Annotated in this window: 12 protein-coding genes; 6 read left to right on the forward strand and 6 right to left on the reverse strand. The window is 37.0% G+C overall.

Going from position 1 to position 14,922, the window contains the following annotated elements; translation table 11 throughout:
* The first annotated feature begins 341 nt into the window (after nt 1–341).
* The 3 genes from FYJ53_RS00375 to FYJ53_RS00385 all read left to right on the forward strand — a co-directional run bounded on the left by FYJ53_RS00375 (nt 342) and on the right by FYJ53_RS00385 (nt 3,138).
* Nucleotides 342–842: a sigma factor-like helix-turn-helix DNA-binding protein gene (locus FYJ53_RS00375; RefSeq protein ID WP_013378601.1), complete on the forward strand. Its 501-nt coding sequence runs from the start codon at nt 342–344 to the stop codon at nt 840–842.
* 500 nt (nt 843–1,342) lie between these two features.
* Nucleotides 1,343–1,729, forward strand: coding sequence for a hypothetical protein (locus FYJ53_RS00380; protein ID WP_013378602.1), 387 nt, complete (start codon nt 1,343–1,345; stop codon nt 1,727–1,729).
* A gap of 137 nt (nt 1,730–1,866) precedes the next feature.
* On the forward strand, nt 1,867–3,138 hold the full coding sequence (locus FYJ53_RS00385; protein WP_038351944.1) for a site-specific integrase: 1,272 nt from the start codon (nt 1,867–1,869) through the stop codon (nt 3,136–3,138).
* A gap of 466 nt (nt 3,139–3,604) precedes the next feature.
* Here FYJ53_RS00385 and FYJ53_RS00390 read toward each other — a convergent pair whose 3' ends face one another.
* Nucleotides 3,605–4,846: an MFS transporter gene (locus tag FYJ53_RS00390; RefSeq protein WP_148430521.1), complete on the reverse strand. Its 1,242-nt coding sequence runs from the start codon at nt 4,844–4,846 to the stop codon at nt 3,605–3,607.
* Between the two features lie 153 nt (nt 4,847–4,999).
* A complete protein-coding gene (locus FYJ53_RS00395) occupies nt 5,000–6,160 on the reverse strand; it encodes a uroporphyrinogen decarboxylase family protein (protein WP_148430523.1) in 1,161 nt (386 codons plus the stop codon).
* A gap of 217 nt (nt 6,161–6,377) precedes the next feature.
* Between FYJ53_RS00395 and FYJ53_RS00400 the strand changes: the two genes are divergently transcribed.
* Together FYJ53_RS00400 and FYJ53_RS00405 are read left to right on the forward strand one after the other, a co-directional pair.
* Entirely contained in the window at nt 6,378–7,016 is a 639-nt protein-coding gene (locus FYJ53_RS00400; protein WP_148430525.1) for a TetR/AcrR family transcriptional regulator, read from the forward strand.
* An 874-nt stretch (nt 7,017–7,890) separates the two neighbouring features.
* Complete coding sequence (locus FYJ53_RS00405; RefSeq protein ID WP_038351939.1) at nt 7,891–8,229, forward strand: helix-turn-helix domain-containing protein; 339 nt, start codon at nt 7,891–7,893, stop codon at nt 8,227–8,229.
* A 111-nt stretch (nt 8,230–8,340) separates the two neighbouring features.
* On the opposite strand, the gene FYJ53_RS00410 is transcribed toward FYJ53_RS00405, so the two are convergent.
* From FYJ53_RS00410 to FYJ53_RS21745, 3 genes are all read right to left on the reverse strand, one after another.
* Entirely contained in the window at nt 8,341–10,158 is a 1,818-nt protein-coding gene (locus FYJ53_RS00410) for a DUF262 domain-containing protein (protein ID WP_038351938.1), read from the reverse strand.
* Nucleotides 10,159–10,238: 80 nt separating this feature from the next.
* Nucleotides 10,239–12,644, reverse strand: a complete 2,406-nt coding sequence (locus FYJ53_RS00415; RefSeq protein WP_371720080.1) for a DNA methyltransferase — start codon at nt 12,642–12,644, stop codon at nt 10,239–10,241.
* A 32-nt stretch (nt 12,645–12,676) separates the two neighbouring features.
* The gene (locus FYJ53_RS21745; protein WP_371720082.1) at nt 12,677–13,027 is read right to left on the reverse strand and encodes a type IIL restriction-modification enzyme MmeI; all 351 of its coding nucleotides are present in this window, start codon (nt 13,025–13,027) and stop codon (nt 12,677–12,679) included.
* A 254-nt stretch (nt 13,028–13,281) separates the two neighbouring features.
* Between FYJ53_RS21745 and nth the strand changes: the two genes are divergently transcribed.
* The gene (gene nth / locus FYJ53_RS00420) at nt 13,282–13,923 is read left to right on the forward strand and encodes an endonuclease III (RefSeq protein WP_148430527.1); all 642 of its coding nucleotides are present in this window, start codon (nt 13,282–13,284) and stop codon (nt 13,921–13,923) included.
* A gap of 486 nt (nt 13,924–14,409) precedes the next feature.
* Here nth and FYJ53_RS00425 read toward each other — a convergent pair whose 3' ends face one another.
* Nucleotides 14,410–14,736: a hypothetical protein gene (locus FYJ53_RS00425; protein ID WP_148430529.1), complete on the reverse strand. Its 327-nt coding sequence runs from the start codon at nt 14,734–14,736 to the stop codon at nt 14,410–14,412.
* Between the last annotated feature and the right edge of the window lie 186 nt (nt 14,737–14,922).

Here is a 14,922-nt window from a genome sequence, read left to right on the forward strand (position 1 = left end):
TAAATATCTTTATTCATTATATTATGCTTAAAAGTATTGCTTATCCCACCTAAAAATGGTAGAATAATAGTATCTTAAGAAATGCTTAAAGAAAAGAGGGAGTAGAAATAGGTATACCTAAACAACAAAATGAAATATTCTATGTTATTTTTATATTTTAACTGTTTGTTGTATATGTAATAATAAAACGCTTCTAAGTATTTTCTAAAACTAAAATTTTTACATTGTGTAGGGCACGCTTATTTCACTGAGAAATATCGTGCCTTTTTTTTGCGTTACCCTCGCGGTCCGCCTCCGTTTAATTTGAACTTTAAAAATCAAATTGAACGGAGGATAAAACCATGAAAGCAACTGCAAAATGTTTTGTTAAGAATGAGGTCGGCCAGTATGACGAAATCACGTACGATGAGCTTTGTAAGTATTGTGAAGCTTACCCAGAGGAGTATGCAAGCAAAAAATTCTTTCCATTACAAGGGATGCTTTTAGAAGTAACACCAGAACAGTATAAATCTTTATATCGAGATTTAGAAAGGCAAAGATACTTAAAAAACTTAGATGATTATTATAATCCTATTTCACTTAATGAATTAAAAAACGACAAGAGTATGCTCATTAAGGCAAATGTAGATGTTTTTAAAATTGTTGAGACAGGAATGTTATTGGAATCGCTAGAAAATGCGTTAAATCAGCTTAACGAGCAGGAAATGTTCATCATTAACGCGTTGTTTTTTGAGCAGAAAACAGATACAGCACTTGCCCGGGAAACAGGCATACCCAGATCAACGATTACCAGTCGAAAAATAAAGATTCTCAAAAAGTTAAAGAGCATTATTGAAAAGTAAGTAATTCACGAGCCTAAACCTTTTTGGTTTAGGCTCGTTTCTTAAGAAATCAAAAAAGCTTCGACGCTTTTCAGATTTTTTCCTATATAGATATAAGAGGATAAATATTAAGATCAGAAAATTGATTTTAAAATGATCACAATATCCATTTGAAAACAATTGTTTCAAATCCTTTTAGGTCTTTGAAAACTGAATTAAGATTATTAAGGTAGACCCCTTGATCCGGCAGTGAGCGACGTTAGCGTAGGCGCATTTGCGGTCAACTACGGCTATAAAAAATTCATGGTAGTATTTTTTGCAAGGATACTGGAGAAAGGGCAATGCGACGGTTATGTGCTGCTCTCTATGCAATATGGAGAGAGGGAAGATGGGTTCGCTTTACCTTCGTCGGTTTCTAACCAAAACCGATGCCTTAATAATGCCTTGTCGGTGGTGTATGGCAAACCGACATAGAAATAAATTGTTTAAAACATCTTTTTAATAATGAGAGGTGCCTATAAATGGACAACAGTATTTTAAAGATACAGAATGAAATATTAAGCAGAAAAAATATCTGTCACGAGCTTATTATAAGAAAAAAGAGCGCGACAATTGAATTAAATAACGTGACTTTAAAAAATGCTGTTAAAAAAGAGCAAGAAGAATATTATTCTAACTTACTTAAAGCGTTAAATGTGACAATCACAAATGAATCAAGCCGACTTCAGAAAAATTATGATAAAGAAATACTTGGCTCCAAAGAATTAAAAGATTTCTTTCAGGTTAGCGACAAAACGATTCAGGAAAAACTCTACCACGACCCTACTTTTCCTTCGATTTTTATCACGTCGAAACGTAAAGGAATAACGCCGCTAAGGTTAGTTGTATATACACTGGCTAATACATAATTGCATTGCATGAAAATATATTATACACTGTTGGTGTACCGTATATTTAAAAAATGACAATGTCAGATGTACTGGAAGCTAGAAGAAATGCAATACTTAGTGCGATTGAAATATTGAGATCAAAAAAGATCGTGAGTATGGAAAGCATTGATAACCAAAGAAGAGAAAAAGGGAGCGGTGGATTAAGATATCGTGAGGAGCGTAAAATATGGGAAGCTTCCATTGATTTAGGGATTGATTCAAATGGAAAACGAATCCGAAAGGTGCGTACTGGAAAAACAAAAGAAATCGCTTTTAAGAACCTTGAAACAGCAGTAATGGACCATTATTCCAAATTGGAAGAGACGCTTCACAAAGAACTTCTTGAAATAGAATCCCAGATTGAAAAAGAAAAAATAAATAAAAATGGGATTCTCTTATCTGAATTTTACAAGGAATTTGTCAATCAAAAAAAGCGTGGTTATGTGACGGACCGGACGTTAGGAACCTATGTTGATAATTATAAAACAATCCAAAAATATCTTAAGAACGTTACATTACAGGAGACGGTTGATAATATTGAAATCTTTGAAAAGTTTGCAAAAGACTTACTGCTTGGAAAAAAGCCGATAGTAAAGACTACTTTTTTAAGAAAACTAAATTTTATTGAACAGACATTGGATTATGCAGTTAAGAAAAAATTGATCGAAAGCAATATCTTGAAAAAAGAAAAACTTGAATTGCCGTTGTGTAAAAAGAAATCGAGAGTGGTAAGAGAGGTAAGTGTTGAGGATTACCATAAACTTATAGAATGCAGCCGAAAAGAAAATTTCTTTGTTTATGTCATGGTTACGGCTTTGCTTGCAACGGGGTTGCGTATTGGAGAATTGGCAGGCCTTAAGATACAGGATATAGATAAAGAGAATAAAAAAATAGCGGTTACAAAGACATTGACCTATAATATCGAAATTGACGAGGACTTTAACATTACAAAACGTGGTGTCATTACCGTTCCGCCTAAGACAGTATCGGGAAACCGATTCGTTTATGTACCGGATGAGATTATCGACAATTTTATCAAACTGCATGAAAGTTATCGTGAAGATAAAAAACTTATGGAAAAAATCAGGCAGAAAGGAAATAAAGATTTTATTTTTATTAGCCAACGGGGAACCGCTGTACAACCAAATGTGCTAGCATTAAAACTTAGAAACTTTGCGGAGCGTTGCGGAATTGAGGGGATTCATCCCCACCGCTTTCGGCATAATTTTGCAACGGCAATGGCACGTGGAAAGGTATCGCCTACTGTTGGTGCAAAAGTTCTGGGACATTCCAATCCAAATATGTTTTTAAAGGTATATACGGATGTTAATGAAGAAGATAAGAAACAGGCATGTAAGGCTGCGGTCGAAATGATTCAAGGTTTATAAAAATAGTCAGTATAAACTAAAAAATAGTCAGTAAGCTAAAATTTAAAAAAAGAAAAACTTCAAAAACCTAGTATTTATGCGGGGTTCAGGACTCTCCAAAGTTGTTGGACTCTGAGTGTACTCAAGTGGCTATAAGAGGTGCCCCTGCTAAGGGTATAGGCCGTTAACACGGTGCGAGGGTTCAAATCCCTCCTTCTCCGCCAACAATAAAAAAACGCTGGTTTTCAGAGATTCTGAAAGCCAGTTTTTTTATGCAAAATAAAGAAGTCAAAACAGAATATAATTTAGCTCAGGCCAGTAAAGGCAATTATGCCATAATTTTTCGGGTAAGATGAACGTAATGTGGAGGTAAGCAGGTCCAGATATAAATCGACTTTTATTAAAACAAAAGTCGATTTATATCAATTGTTTTTACAATCTAATTGAAGAGTCATTAAATATATTTTCTGCAAGTATTTACATCAGGTTATATTTCACTTTTCGATGAATCCGCAATCACTTTTTTCGTTCTTAAATACATTATGACAGCAACCGCAATTGCTACAACAGCCCACGCAGCCATCCAGATAAACACTCGGTTAAAGCCCTGGATAAGATCTTGGTCAATCCAACTACCGATAATAATTGTTACGAAGCAGTCCGGAACAAAACCAATACAAGAAATAATGCCGCTGGCAACGCCTGTCATTTCTAAGGGAATATCATTTTCACCCATAACGGAGAAATAAGTTGAGAGAATCATAAATGAGATAAATGATATAATCATTGTTAATACAATCGCAATTGCCACCTGATGGCTAAGGAGCGGTGTTAAAATACAGACAATGAGAATTGCAGCCAAGAGATAAATGAGAAAGATGATTTTTGATTTCAGCTTATCGGCAATATACCCAGCGACAAAACCAGATACAATACTGATAACATAACTTCTGATTATTGCCAGACTACTTGAAACAGAAGCGGTAACCCCCAGAATCTGTGTTGTATAAGTTCCCAAATAGTTTGTTCCAGCCATAATCATACTGTAACAACTAAAGATAAAAAGCCCCATTAACCATACGCCTGGTAGTTTGAGCGCGTCTTTAATAGTATACTGTGGTTTTTCCTCCTGTCCCTCAGTTTTTGAATGATGGATTTTGGGTAACCACAAAAATGCGGCAATTGCAAAGATAATATCTAATACAACGGCGATAATCAGTATCCCTCGATAACCCGCCACTTGATTTGCAAAAATACTAAAAATCCAAATGAAAAGATAACCTGCAATTGCCGAAAATATATTTCGCATCGCTTCGCTGACACCAAAGATTCTTCCTTGTTCATCTTCACTTCCAAGGTTACGCAGGATAACCAGATATGGAGACCAGAGCGTTGCAGTCGAGAAAATGGCGAAGAGAACATAAATTGCAATTAGCATCGCAAAATTAGGAAACGTCGATTGCCACAATGTTACGACAGCAGACCCTGCAAAGGCAATCGCAAGTAAATTTTTAGGTTCGATCTTTTGCGTTAGAATACCGGATATAGGGTAACAGAAAATGGCAACCAAGCCAAATACTGAACCTAATGTACCCATCTGTGTATTTGTTAATTGAAATACTTCGAGCGTTTGATCATAAAATGTAAATCGAATATATGGTATAAAATAGATCATACCAACCATAAAGCTAACTAGAAATAATACAAAATTTTTCTTTTTGGTTTGCATCGTTTTTCCCCTTTGCAACTGCTATAAATAAGCGATTAGTGAAAAAGTTAAGATATCAATGTTTAGCTCAACTTCTTCTTTTGGTATACCGTACTCGATTAATGCTTTTTCTACAATTTCAGGATAAATAGCTTCCATTTGTTTTCCTCCTCTTTACATTTTAAAAGAATTAACAGTTTCACAAAGCATTTTCAAATTGTCGACGGTAGCATCAGCCTCATAGCTAATGCCTTTATCTGTACTGAATATAAAATTTCCGTCATGTCCATATTTTTCTAGTATGTTCGTTATGTATGAACGGCAATCGCCTAAGGAAGCCTTTCCCAATACGCTTACGGGCATTCCTCCAACATAAGTAAATTTGTTGCCATATCTCTCTTTGAGATCATCAATACAATCTTTTTCTACATGTAAAGCGCATAGACCTTCGGGTATATAATCTAAAAAGTCCAGCAAAGGCCCTGCTGCGCCTTCAACCATAAAGTAAAATTTTATGCCATGCTCAATAAATGTATTAATTTTCTTAGAAACATGTCTCCAGATAAAATGTTCAAACTGTTTTTTATTTGTAATGGTCTGGCCAAGCATACACATTTGCATTTGAAATGGCGTACTTCGAGAATCTAATATCGGTGTAAATTGATCCATATAATGATTGAAGAGATCCTCCAAGCTATCTAAAGCCTCTGTCAATTTTCTTTTATTGCGGCGCATATCCATTGAAATGCCTTTTATTCCAACGATATATTGAAAGAGGTAATCAAAAGCGGATTGATACATTGGAACATCGGAGAGAAAAAACGCCCCTCTGTTTTCAATAATGCGCTTTTTGGTTGCTGCAGTTTTTTCATTATGTGAAGCAGCATAATTTAGGTATTGGCATAAAGTTTCTTTAACTGTATGAGGTGCTAAATTTTTAAATTTGCGTGTATAGAATTTATTCCATAAAAAATTTTTGGGATTTTGGATTAATTCCGCGTATTCTTCACTTGAATCCAAATAACAGATGTCTTTAAAATTCAAGCTATATTTTTCATCATTAAGAACATAGTCTTCAGAGCCTAAACATCTTGAAAAAAACATAGAAGAAAAACCACCCATATCATAATAGATATCTGCCGGAAAATCACATACAGCTTTTTCGTAAGCATGGAGTATTTTATCGCTATCATATACGGCTTCTGAAAATCCATAGCCGGCATTATGATAAACGATCCATCCCTGTAAATTTAAATATAAGGGTACCTTTTCAGGAAACTCATTTGGACTTAGAACTTTTTTAATCAAATTATTTTTTACCTGCTTATTATCCATGATCTGCTCCTATTTTTGTGTGCGCACAATATTGTGCAAACATAATATTATATTTTTTTTGAAATGTCAAGTGGTTTTTGGTAAACGATATACAAAATAGAAAGTAAAATCATGCAGGTGACGAAAAGTTAATTACGTATTTATTGGCTTAGAGGTTGAAAACAGAAGAAAAGTATATTACCATAAGTATAATGATTGATATTAAGAGGGGAAATATATGGCTTATCAAAAGGGAATGGAAACAAAAACTAAAATATTAAAGGGCAGCAAAAAACTTTTTTTAACAGAAGGATTTACTAAAAGTACTTTTAAAAAGATTGGTGAATACTTAAATATTAATTCCAATTTAATCACTTACTATTTTTCAAATAAGAAAACACTTGCTAAATATGTTTTGATTGATTTTTTTGATGCAGAACGGAATCTTGTTGATCAATATATAAAAGAAACCTACTCACCGATGCTTACTTACGCCATTCGGAATCGTATCCATTACCAAATTTTGGCGGATAATCCTAATATTCTTAATTTTTATTCGGAAGCGGTCTCCGCGGGGTTGCTCCATAACATATTCAATCAAATTCCGTATATTAAAAAGATGTACAGCGATTTTTTCGCCTATTATGATGTGAAAAAGGAATATGAGGATTCTTATTTCATTTATCTTGAGCTGGGAAGTGAGCGAGAGATTTTGTTGCATTTTAAGCCTGAAATGTATAATGATGAGACTTTTATTCGATTTATTACCAGTATTTTTCCATTGTTAGTTGGCATACCCAACACGGTTGTGCTTGAGGAGCTGAAACAATCAAAATTAATTTGCAGTAATTTGAATTTAAGCCAGTTTACATTTTAACCATCTTTTTTGGTTTCTAAAAAAATGGAACTGGTGAAAAACGAAGAAATACGCTGAAAGAAAAATGAGATACGAAAAAAACTATTAGCCTGAAAAAACAAATAAGAATTGCATATTATTTCAATCTATTCTATAATAAAGAGTATAGAAATAAAAATTGCGGCATCCGCATTGTGGGATCAGCACAATGTGACATGCGGTGTCTGGGCACCACACCTCCGAGGAGTACCGCAAAGTTAATTATATGCTATTTTCCTTTTTTATTCAATAGCTGTACTTAATTTTGTGATATTGTTGAGTTTTTTCTTGAACTTTCTTAACTGTGTGTGGGTAGCTGCCATGCGCAGTTTTTATTTTCCGAAAGGACGGACGGATGATGGATAGCCTCAGCCCATTCGATCCTGTCGCGTCTGCTATGTTTTCTAATTCTTAAACCCTTATCCGATGGCTTTATCTGATAAAAAGTACATGATTAAAAGGGTAAGGGAGAGAAAGCGTAAACGAACAAATAAAAAAGCGGCGGCATCCAGCCAGGCATCCGACCTCCTGACTGGCTTGCTTCAGGTGAATACACCACCCTACACAACGGGCTACAGCCACGTACCGCACGTTTTAATTTTACATGATTTTTGCCAATTAAACAAGGCTTTTTATGCAGATAGAAAACGGGCGCAGTGTAAAGCATTTTCAAATCAAGATAAGGGATATCTGGATTATTTTTTGAAGCTGTGTATGGGTATTTACAACAACCTTGCATGGCTTTTTTGTTTGTGAAGTTTACGGAGGATGACGGGGAGAGCTTACTCTCCCCTGAAAATCCGCAAACGGAACACCGCTAAAAATAATCTATTCACATAGATGGGGAGGAAATTAAATGCAAGAGCTAGATCACAAGGCCATGGGCCTGCGTATCCGCAAGCAAAGAACGTTTCTGAACATGTCCCGGGAGGAGCTGGCTAAAAAGCTTGATATTACACCGACTTTTTTAGCCGATATCGAGCTGGGCACAAAGGGCTTTTCATTAAAGAGCCTGAACCGTTTCTGCCATGTTTTAAAAATGTCGGCAGACGCCATTCTCTATGGTCCCAAGGACTATATGGGAACAAGATACTCTGAGGTTTTGGAACTGCTGGAACGCTGCCCCAGGGAGAAGGGCAGATATGCAGAGGAAATTTTGACATTGTTTCTTTTAAGCCACGATCCGGTGGAGTAGAGGGGAAGAAACAAAGAGAGAAGGGCTGTGGAATTACCACGGCCCTTTTTTGAAAATTACAATAAAAACATCCACGGAGTCAATATAGTTGATTGACTCTTAAAATTTAATTTACAAAGAAAAATAGTATTGTTTTATTTTTTGTGCCATCATTTTACGGCGTTCTAATAAAAATGTGGGATAATCAGAAGCGTTCATACTGATAATACTCTGAGGAATGCAGTTTGTTTCCAGGTTATCAAACAGTTGAGCTTCATCAAGAATAGTGCCTACCGTCATATTCTTATTCTGACATTGAAGTAAGGCGGATCTGAAATATTCATTTGGCGCTTTTCTTCCAATGGCAATGTTCACACCAGTATCTAAATAGGTATAATTAGCTACTTGGTTATAATCTGTTTTATTGGAAAAACCATTTTGTTTTAGATATTCTTTGGGGAAAATATGATGGACATCGCCTGCAGATAGAAGACTGCTTACTCTGGTGCTGTTTGATAATAACGAGTTATCATTGTTGAAAATTTGTGCGGCAATATAAGTATTAAAAAATGGGCTATTTGTAGATGATGTCTCAAGATTTTGAACTAAACGAACATTCCAAAAAGTATCGGCCAACATCGAATCTTCATTTTCATTAAAAAAGGAAATAAACCCTTTGCTTGCGATGTTTCTTAAATCCCGATCCATTTGTGATTCGGGAGATCCGATGTAGCGGCTTGTTAAGGTTGCAAGGACAAACCACTTTTGAACATATTTTTTGACTTGAATTTTTGGGACTTCGCGGGAGTTTTGCAGCATTAAAAAGAGCGTATAGGCGAAATCTAAAGTCATTTTAGAATTTAGCAGTTTAGATGAGATATATCCTGCGGATTTAATGGCAACCAAAAACTGTTCGAAATGGTATTGGTTCATAAAATTCATAACGCCGGTATTTAACTTTTCAAAACTACTGGCAGCAATTTCCTCCTTAAATTTACGATCAACAAAATCACGCCCTGATAAAAGGCTTACAAGGTCACCAAGCTTTCCTCGACCAAATATATGCATAAAAGAGACTCTGAGCATATCATTATAGTCTGGATCATAAATTTCTTCATTATCATTTTTCAACCAACTTAATTTTGAGGCATAAGGACTGTTCATAAAGTCAGGATCTCTTTTTTCAAGCTGTGAATAGAAGGAAGGATCGACGGCCAAATGACAAAAGTAGTCGATGGCTTTCCTTAGCAGAGTGCCACCATAGTTGTCATCAGCAGCAATTTTTGACATAGCAAAGTCTGCTTCATTCAAACGCTTGCCTTGGGAGTTAATACGCACAAATATTTCAGTTACTTCACTGATATCCAATTGAGGAACTAGAGTAATAGCGCCAAGTTGACAGCTTTTAATGGACAGCAGTTGAGAAACTGCACTATCAACAAGGTCTTCATCGGCATCAGGATTCTCATGTAAATAATGGTTGATAAATTTTCTTGTGGAAAAAGTATCTTGAAATACCTCTGAAACATCTGAAATCCAGGCAGAACTGTTAATATGAGCTGGGGTTTGAACGGCGAAACGATCCTCATTGTCGTTTACCAATGGGTTGAAAGCGATTTTGATACGCTTTTCGTTGTAATCTTCGTCTAAAATGGAATAGCCTGCAATTGCAGTCATTAAGGCGGTAATCCGTTGTTGACCGTCAATCAGCACTTTTTTACCAACAGCATCTTTTCCATTTTTCAAGCGTACATCTGGATTTTGCCATATAATGAGATAACCTGTGGGATAGCCGTTGTATAATGAGTCAATTAAATCGCGAACGTGTTTCCCTTTCCAGACAAAAGGTCTTTGAATCTCGGGTATGGCAATATCACCAGCGTTAATGTAACCTAAAATTGAGCTTACAGAGTATTGTGTAACAGAATATTTATCATAAGCAGCAGGCATTTGAATCCTCCTATCAGTTGTTGTAGTGTTATTTGAAATAAATTTAGTACAATATATTTAAAAAAATAGTATTAAGCAGTTTAGCTGTCCAAGTTTGAGACAAGCTTTTGATATAGCCGCATTAGCTCAGCAACACATTGGGCTTCTGAGGTATCTTTGACCGATAAACCATAAGCTTGCATCACGGCGCGATCATTGAGTTGATGTGCTTTTCGAAGCTCCGCTGGCATAGTGGCTTCATCATAGAGGTCGGCAAGGGAGCAGTCGGGATAGAGAGCCCGGGCATCTAAAATAGCCTGGGCGGTTTGTTCGATTTTTGATTTTTGAACTTCCGTTGGAGTGGGCCAGGGGAAGTTGTTATAAACAATATCTTTTGAATAACGGTAGTCACTTTTTAGGCGCCCAGCAACTGCTCGCATCCATGCCATATGTACATTAGAAGTAAGAAGGCCAAAATGATATATTAAAGCATCTTCTATAATCGTTGCTGAATCCGTTGGGATTATTTTACTATCGAGAAACCCTAAAGGAATGTATCTTCTGTTTTCTGATGAGACCCTTGGAATAATAATGTAATTTTCAGGATTTTTTACTTCTCGAAATAAAGTAGGTGTGTTTGCTAGTTTTTGTCTGTCTGGCGCACCTTTTAACCGATCTTGCCTACAAGCTTCAACCCGTCGTATAACCTCAGGCATTTTTCTGATTTCAGATGGGGTTGCGCCAACTAACCAGAGACAGTATCTAAGCTTATTATTAATATATTCTGTTGCACCTGTCAGTTGTTTAATATATTTTTTTGCTGAGGGTTCTCTTCTTAAAAAGTCGTCGTATTCATCTGCTTCGATAATTAAATTACCGCCATCAGCAGGACGATTTCCAGTTGTCATTGAAGGTACGTGACATAAAGCTTTTTTTCTACTTTCAATAAAAACTAAAGGCGCATCAATTAAGTAAGGGCTAATATTTTCAACGACATGCTTAACCATCCCATCTATATAAATTACTTGGTTTTTTGAATTGAAGGCTTGACTGAACCCCACAATTACACAGTGTACAGCAGCTTTTTCTTTTGCTTCGCTACTCCATTTAAAGGTTCTGTAAGCAAAATCAATATGAATACCAAAACGGTCATAAAGCGGCTTCCACACACCAGCAACCTGTTCGCCCTGTGTGATGGAATTTGTTGAAACAAAGGCGGTGCGGATTTTGACTTTATCCATGAATTGGGCAGCTTTAAAATACCAGCCTGCCACATAATCAATTTTGCCAGCAGTTTTATAAGGTTTTCCTTCTTCATCAATATAAATTGAACGGATCTCCTGCTTTTGAGCCGGCGTTTGAAGGGAATAGCCAATAAACGGAGGATTTCCCATAATGTAATTTACATTTTCTTTGGGAACGACGCTTTCCCAATCTAGCTGTAGTGCGTTGGCTTCAATAATATTGGCATAAGACTTTAATGGAAGAAAGTCTAAACTAATGTGGATAACATTTTCGGTTTCTTTCATCATCTGTGATTCTGCAATCCATAATGCTGTCTTAGCAACGGTCACGGCAAAGTCATTAATTTCAATACCATAAAACTGGCTGATGGATACCTGTATTGGGCTGTATGCCTGGTCTGTAAAGCCAATTTGACCATAAGTGATCGCTTCTAAAACCTTATTTTCTAGTCTTCTTAAAGAAAGATAGGTTTCTGTCAAGAAATTGCCAGAGCCACAGGCGGGATCTAAAAATTGCAAACTCCCCAATTTGGCCTGATACTCTTTTAGTTTTTTCTCACGCGTTTTATCCACTGAAACGGATTTTATATCTTCTAATTCTTTACGTAAATCGTCAAGAAATAGCGGATCAATGACTTTATGAATGTTTTCGATGGAAGTATAGTGCATTCCCCCGGAACGTCTTGTTTCAGGGTTTAAGGTGCTTTCAAAAACAGCGCCAAAAATAGTAGGGCTGATTTCACTCCAATTAAAGTCATCACTGGCCTTTTCGAGCAGGAGTTCCTTTATCTTTTCGTTAAACTGGGGTATTTCAATGTTTTCGTCTGAAAACAAACCGCCATTAACATAAGGGAATGAGGCAAGCAGAGGGTCCATATAAGGGTCGCGGTTTTCTGGTTTGGTGTCTAGAACCTTAAAAAGGTCTATTAGGGCGCGTCTTAAGTCTCTTGCTTCGAAGCGGCTGAGGTAATCATAAAATTTACTGTGTTTACCAAATATATCGGCATCTTCGGCATACAAACAAAATACAAGGCGGACGCAAAGCATATTTAAACTTTTTAACGATTCTTCATTTGCAGGATTTAGATATTGTTTTAAAATTTCATCGTATAATAGCCCTACAATTTCGCCCGCTTGAATTGAAATTTCCATTTCCCGCTTTAAATGCTCGTTTCCGGTGTCAACAAGAAAAGCAAGACGATAATACTCAGTGGGAAGATTTTCAAGTAAAATTTCTTCGGGTTCATTTGCAGGATTTTCCATATCATAAACGAGAAAAGTACTAAAGTTGCAGGTTACAATCCAGCGTGGCGTTGAGAATAAGGCAGCTCAGCTGCATACCGTTTCGCCTGCTGTATAGGCTTTAGCAGTGTACCATCGGATTGCTTAATAGGCTTTCTCAGATCTTTTCCTAATCCCTTTTGTTCAATGAGTACATGCGTAGAGGGTATAATACCATCAATAAAACTGGTATGATCCAGGTGAACCTGATCTTCAAATACAATGAAGTTTTCTGGCTCCTCGATGCCATACACATTTCGAAGTAAAGCAAGCCAAAATTTCTGACTTTCTCCCTTTTCATAACCTTTACCTTTCCAAGTATCTGCAAATTTTTTAGCAGCAATTCGTTGTAAATTGTCCGTCATCTATATATCTCCCATTAAAGCAGAATTATTTCTAGTGTTAGAATTAAGTATAGCATACTGGCTAAAGAAATATAATATTTATGAAAAATTTGAAGAGATATTTTATTGTTTTAAAAACGGAGATAGCGGGAAAGAAAAGCTGCTCTAAGAAGCATTGACAAGCGGATTAGAATGGTTATAATATATTTTAGAATATAAAAAAGATTGCATGGCAGTGATGTTTGCAAAATACACGGAATGAGGAGGAGCTTTATATGACAAAAGAGAAACGGGCCCTGGCAATCATTGACCGGCTCAAAAAAGAATACCCGGATGCGGAGTGTAGTTTGGAGTATGACCCGAAAGAAGCCTGGCGGCTTTTGGTGAGTGTGCGGCTGGCGGCTCAATGCACGGATGCCCGCGTCAACGTGGTGGTTAAGGAGCTCTATGCAAAATTTCCGGATGTAGCGGCCCTGGCTCAGGCAGAGCCTGAGGAAATCGAGGCCATTGTGAGGCCCTGCGGTCTTGGTAAAAGCAAAGCCAGAGATATCAGCGCCTGTATGAAGATTCTCCGGGACCAGTATGACGGGATGGTGCCAGATGACTTTGACGCGCTCTTAAAGCTGCCCGGTGTGGGAAGAAAAAGCGCGAATCTGATCGTGGGAGATGTCTTTGGAAAACCCGCCATTGTCACAGACACACACTGTATTCGTCTGGTTAACCGGATGGGGCTGGTGGAAAACACCAAGGACCCCAAAAAAGTGGAGATGGCGTTGTGGAAGCTTATCCCGCCGGAAGAAGGCAACAGCTTTTGCCACCGTCTGGTCCTCCACGGGCGGGAAATCTGTACGGCCAGGACAAAGCCGCACTGTGAACGCTGTTGTCTGGCAGACATCTGTGAAAAAAATGGGGTTTAGAGAAAACTGCTCTCTTAATGGGCTTGCAGGCAGGAGGCAGATGGCGTATGATTAAGTTAAATCAATGAAGAATAAAGCAGCCAGGCATTGACGCTGAAGATGAACTTTAAGCCAGCCGCCAAAAACGAATACGCTGATTCAGCCGAATGCGTTAAGGGGAATGGAAAGACAAGTTGGAAAAGGCGCTTTGCTGGATGTGTAGTTTACAGTGATTTAGAGATTAGCCAGTGCGATAAAGCTGGCACAATGTGATCCGTTTTTGAGTTTAAAATATAAGCATCCGTTTTTGGGAAAGCGCGCGTCTGAAAACAGGTAAAAACTTCAAAAGGGGAGCACAAAAGCCGGAGCTGTCGAACAAATTCTGGAAAAGGGCCCGTTTAGAGTTTGATAACATGATGGTGACGGCAGAAAATATGAAATTATGATTTGATTGGCAACAATGCTTTGCTCTATTAAGCAAGCCCTGGAATGCTTTCCAGGGCTTTTTTATTTTTTGAGATCTGTATTTGCAGGGTAAAAATAATTTTGGGATTGTCTGTCATAGAGGACAAGCTTTAAAGGCTTCCGGATGACGGTCAGGGTAATGTCAGTATTGCTGTGAAGGGTGACCCCAGTTTTCTGGACTGCGTAGGTTCCATTTCCATAAATGCTGGATTCAAAGGTATCATCCGGGTAAAGGGTAATGCGGAAGGTAGAGTCGCTTTCTGACTCCCAGGTGCCAGGCTGTATTTTCATCGTTGAGGTAATAATTAAAATCATTAAAAAAAACAGGATAATGAAGATGCCTGCAATCAGATTGAATTTTTTCTCCATACGCTCCTCCAGCAATTTTTTATTATTATAACAAAATAAATATAGCAAGTAAATCAATTAAAAAACAATATTATGATTTAAATATAAATTATAGTATTTAAAATTGATTAAAATTCTACAATATAAAAACATTAATTCCGTATTATGGAATTATAAAGAGTCTGATTTTTTAAATACATTTTTCAG

The sequence above is a fragment of the Eubacterium sp. BL-380-WT-2B genome (assembly GCF_009696115.1).
GTDB lineage: Bacteria > Bacillota > Clostridia > Eubacteriales > Eubacteriaceae > Eubacterium > Eubacterium callanderi.

Coding starts and splice junctions, on each gene's coding strand:
- FYJ53_RS00405 (WP_038351939.1), top strand. CDS start 7,891: ATGCAAGAGCTAGATCACAAGGCCATGGGCCTGCGTATCCGCAAGCAA.
- FYJ53_RS00380 (WP_013378602.1), top strand. CDS start 1,343: ATGGACAACAGTATTTTAAAGATACAGAATGAAATATTAAGCAGAAAA.
- nth (WP_148430527.1), top strand. CDS start 13,282: ATGACAAAAGAGAAACGGGCCCTGGCAATCATTGACCGGCTCAAAAAA.
- FYJ53_RS00410 (WP_038351938.1), bottom strand. CDS start 10,158: ATGCCTGCTGCTTATGATAAATATTCTGTTACACAATACTCTGTAAGC.
- FYJ53_RS00415 (WP_371720080.1), bottom strand. CDS start 12,644: ATGGAAAATCCTGCAAATGAACCCGAAGAAATTTTACTTGAAAATCTT.
- FYJ53_RS00375 (WP_013378601.1), top strand. CDS start 342: ATGAAAGCAACTGCAAAATGTTTTGTTAAGAATGAGGTCGGCCAGTAT.
- FYJ53_RS00390 (WP_148430521.1), bottom strand. CDS start 4,846: ATGCAAACCAAAAAGAAAAATTTTGTATTATTTCTAGTTAGCTTTATG.
- FYJ53_RS21745 (WP_371720082.1), bottom strand. CDS start 13,027: ATGACGGACAATTTACAACGAATTGCTGCTAAAAAATTTGCAGATACT.
- FYJ53_RS00385 (WP_038351944.1), top strand. CDS start 1,867: ATGGAAAGCATTGATAACCAAAGAAGAGAAAAAGGGAGCGGTGGATTA.
- FYJ53_RS00395 (WP_148430523.1), bottom strand. CDS start 6,160: ATGGATAATAAGCAGGTAAAAAATAATTTGATTAAAAAAGTTCTAAGT.
- FYJ53_RS00425 (WP_148430529.1), bottom strand. CDS start 14,736: ATGGAGAAAAAATTCAATCTGATTGCAGGCATCTTCATTATCCTGTTT.
- FYJ53_RS00400 (WP_148430525.1), top strand. CDS start 6,378: ATGGCTTATCAAAAGGGAATGGAAACAAAAACTAAAATATTAAAGGGC.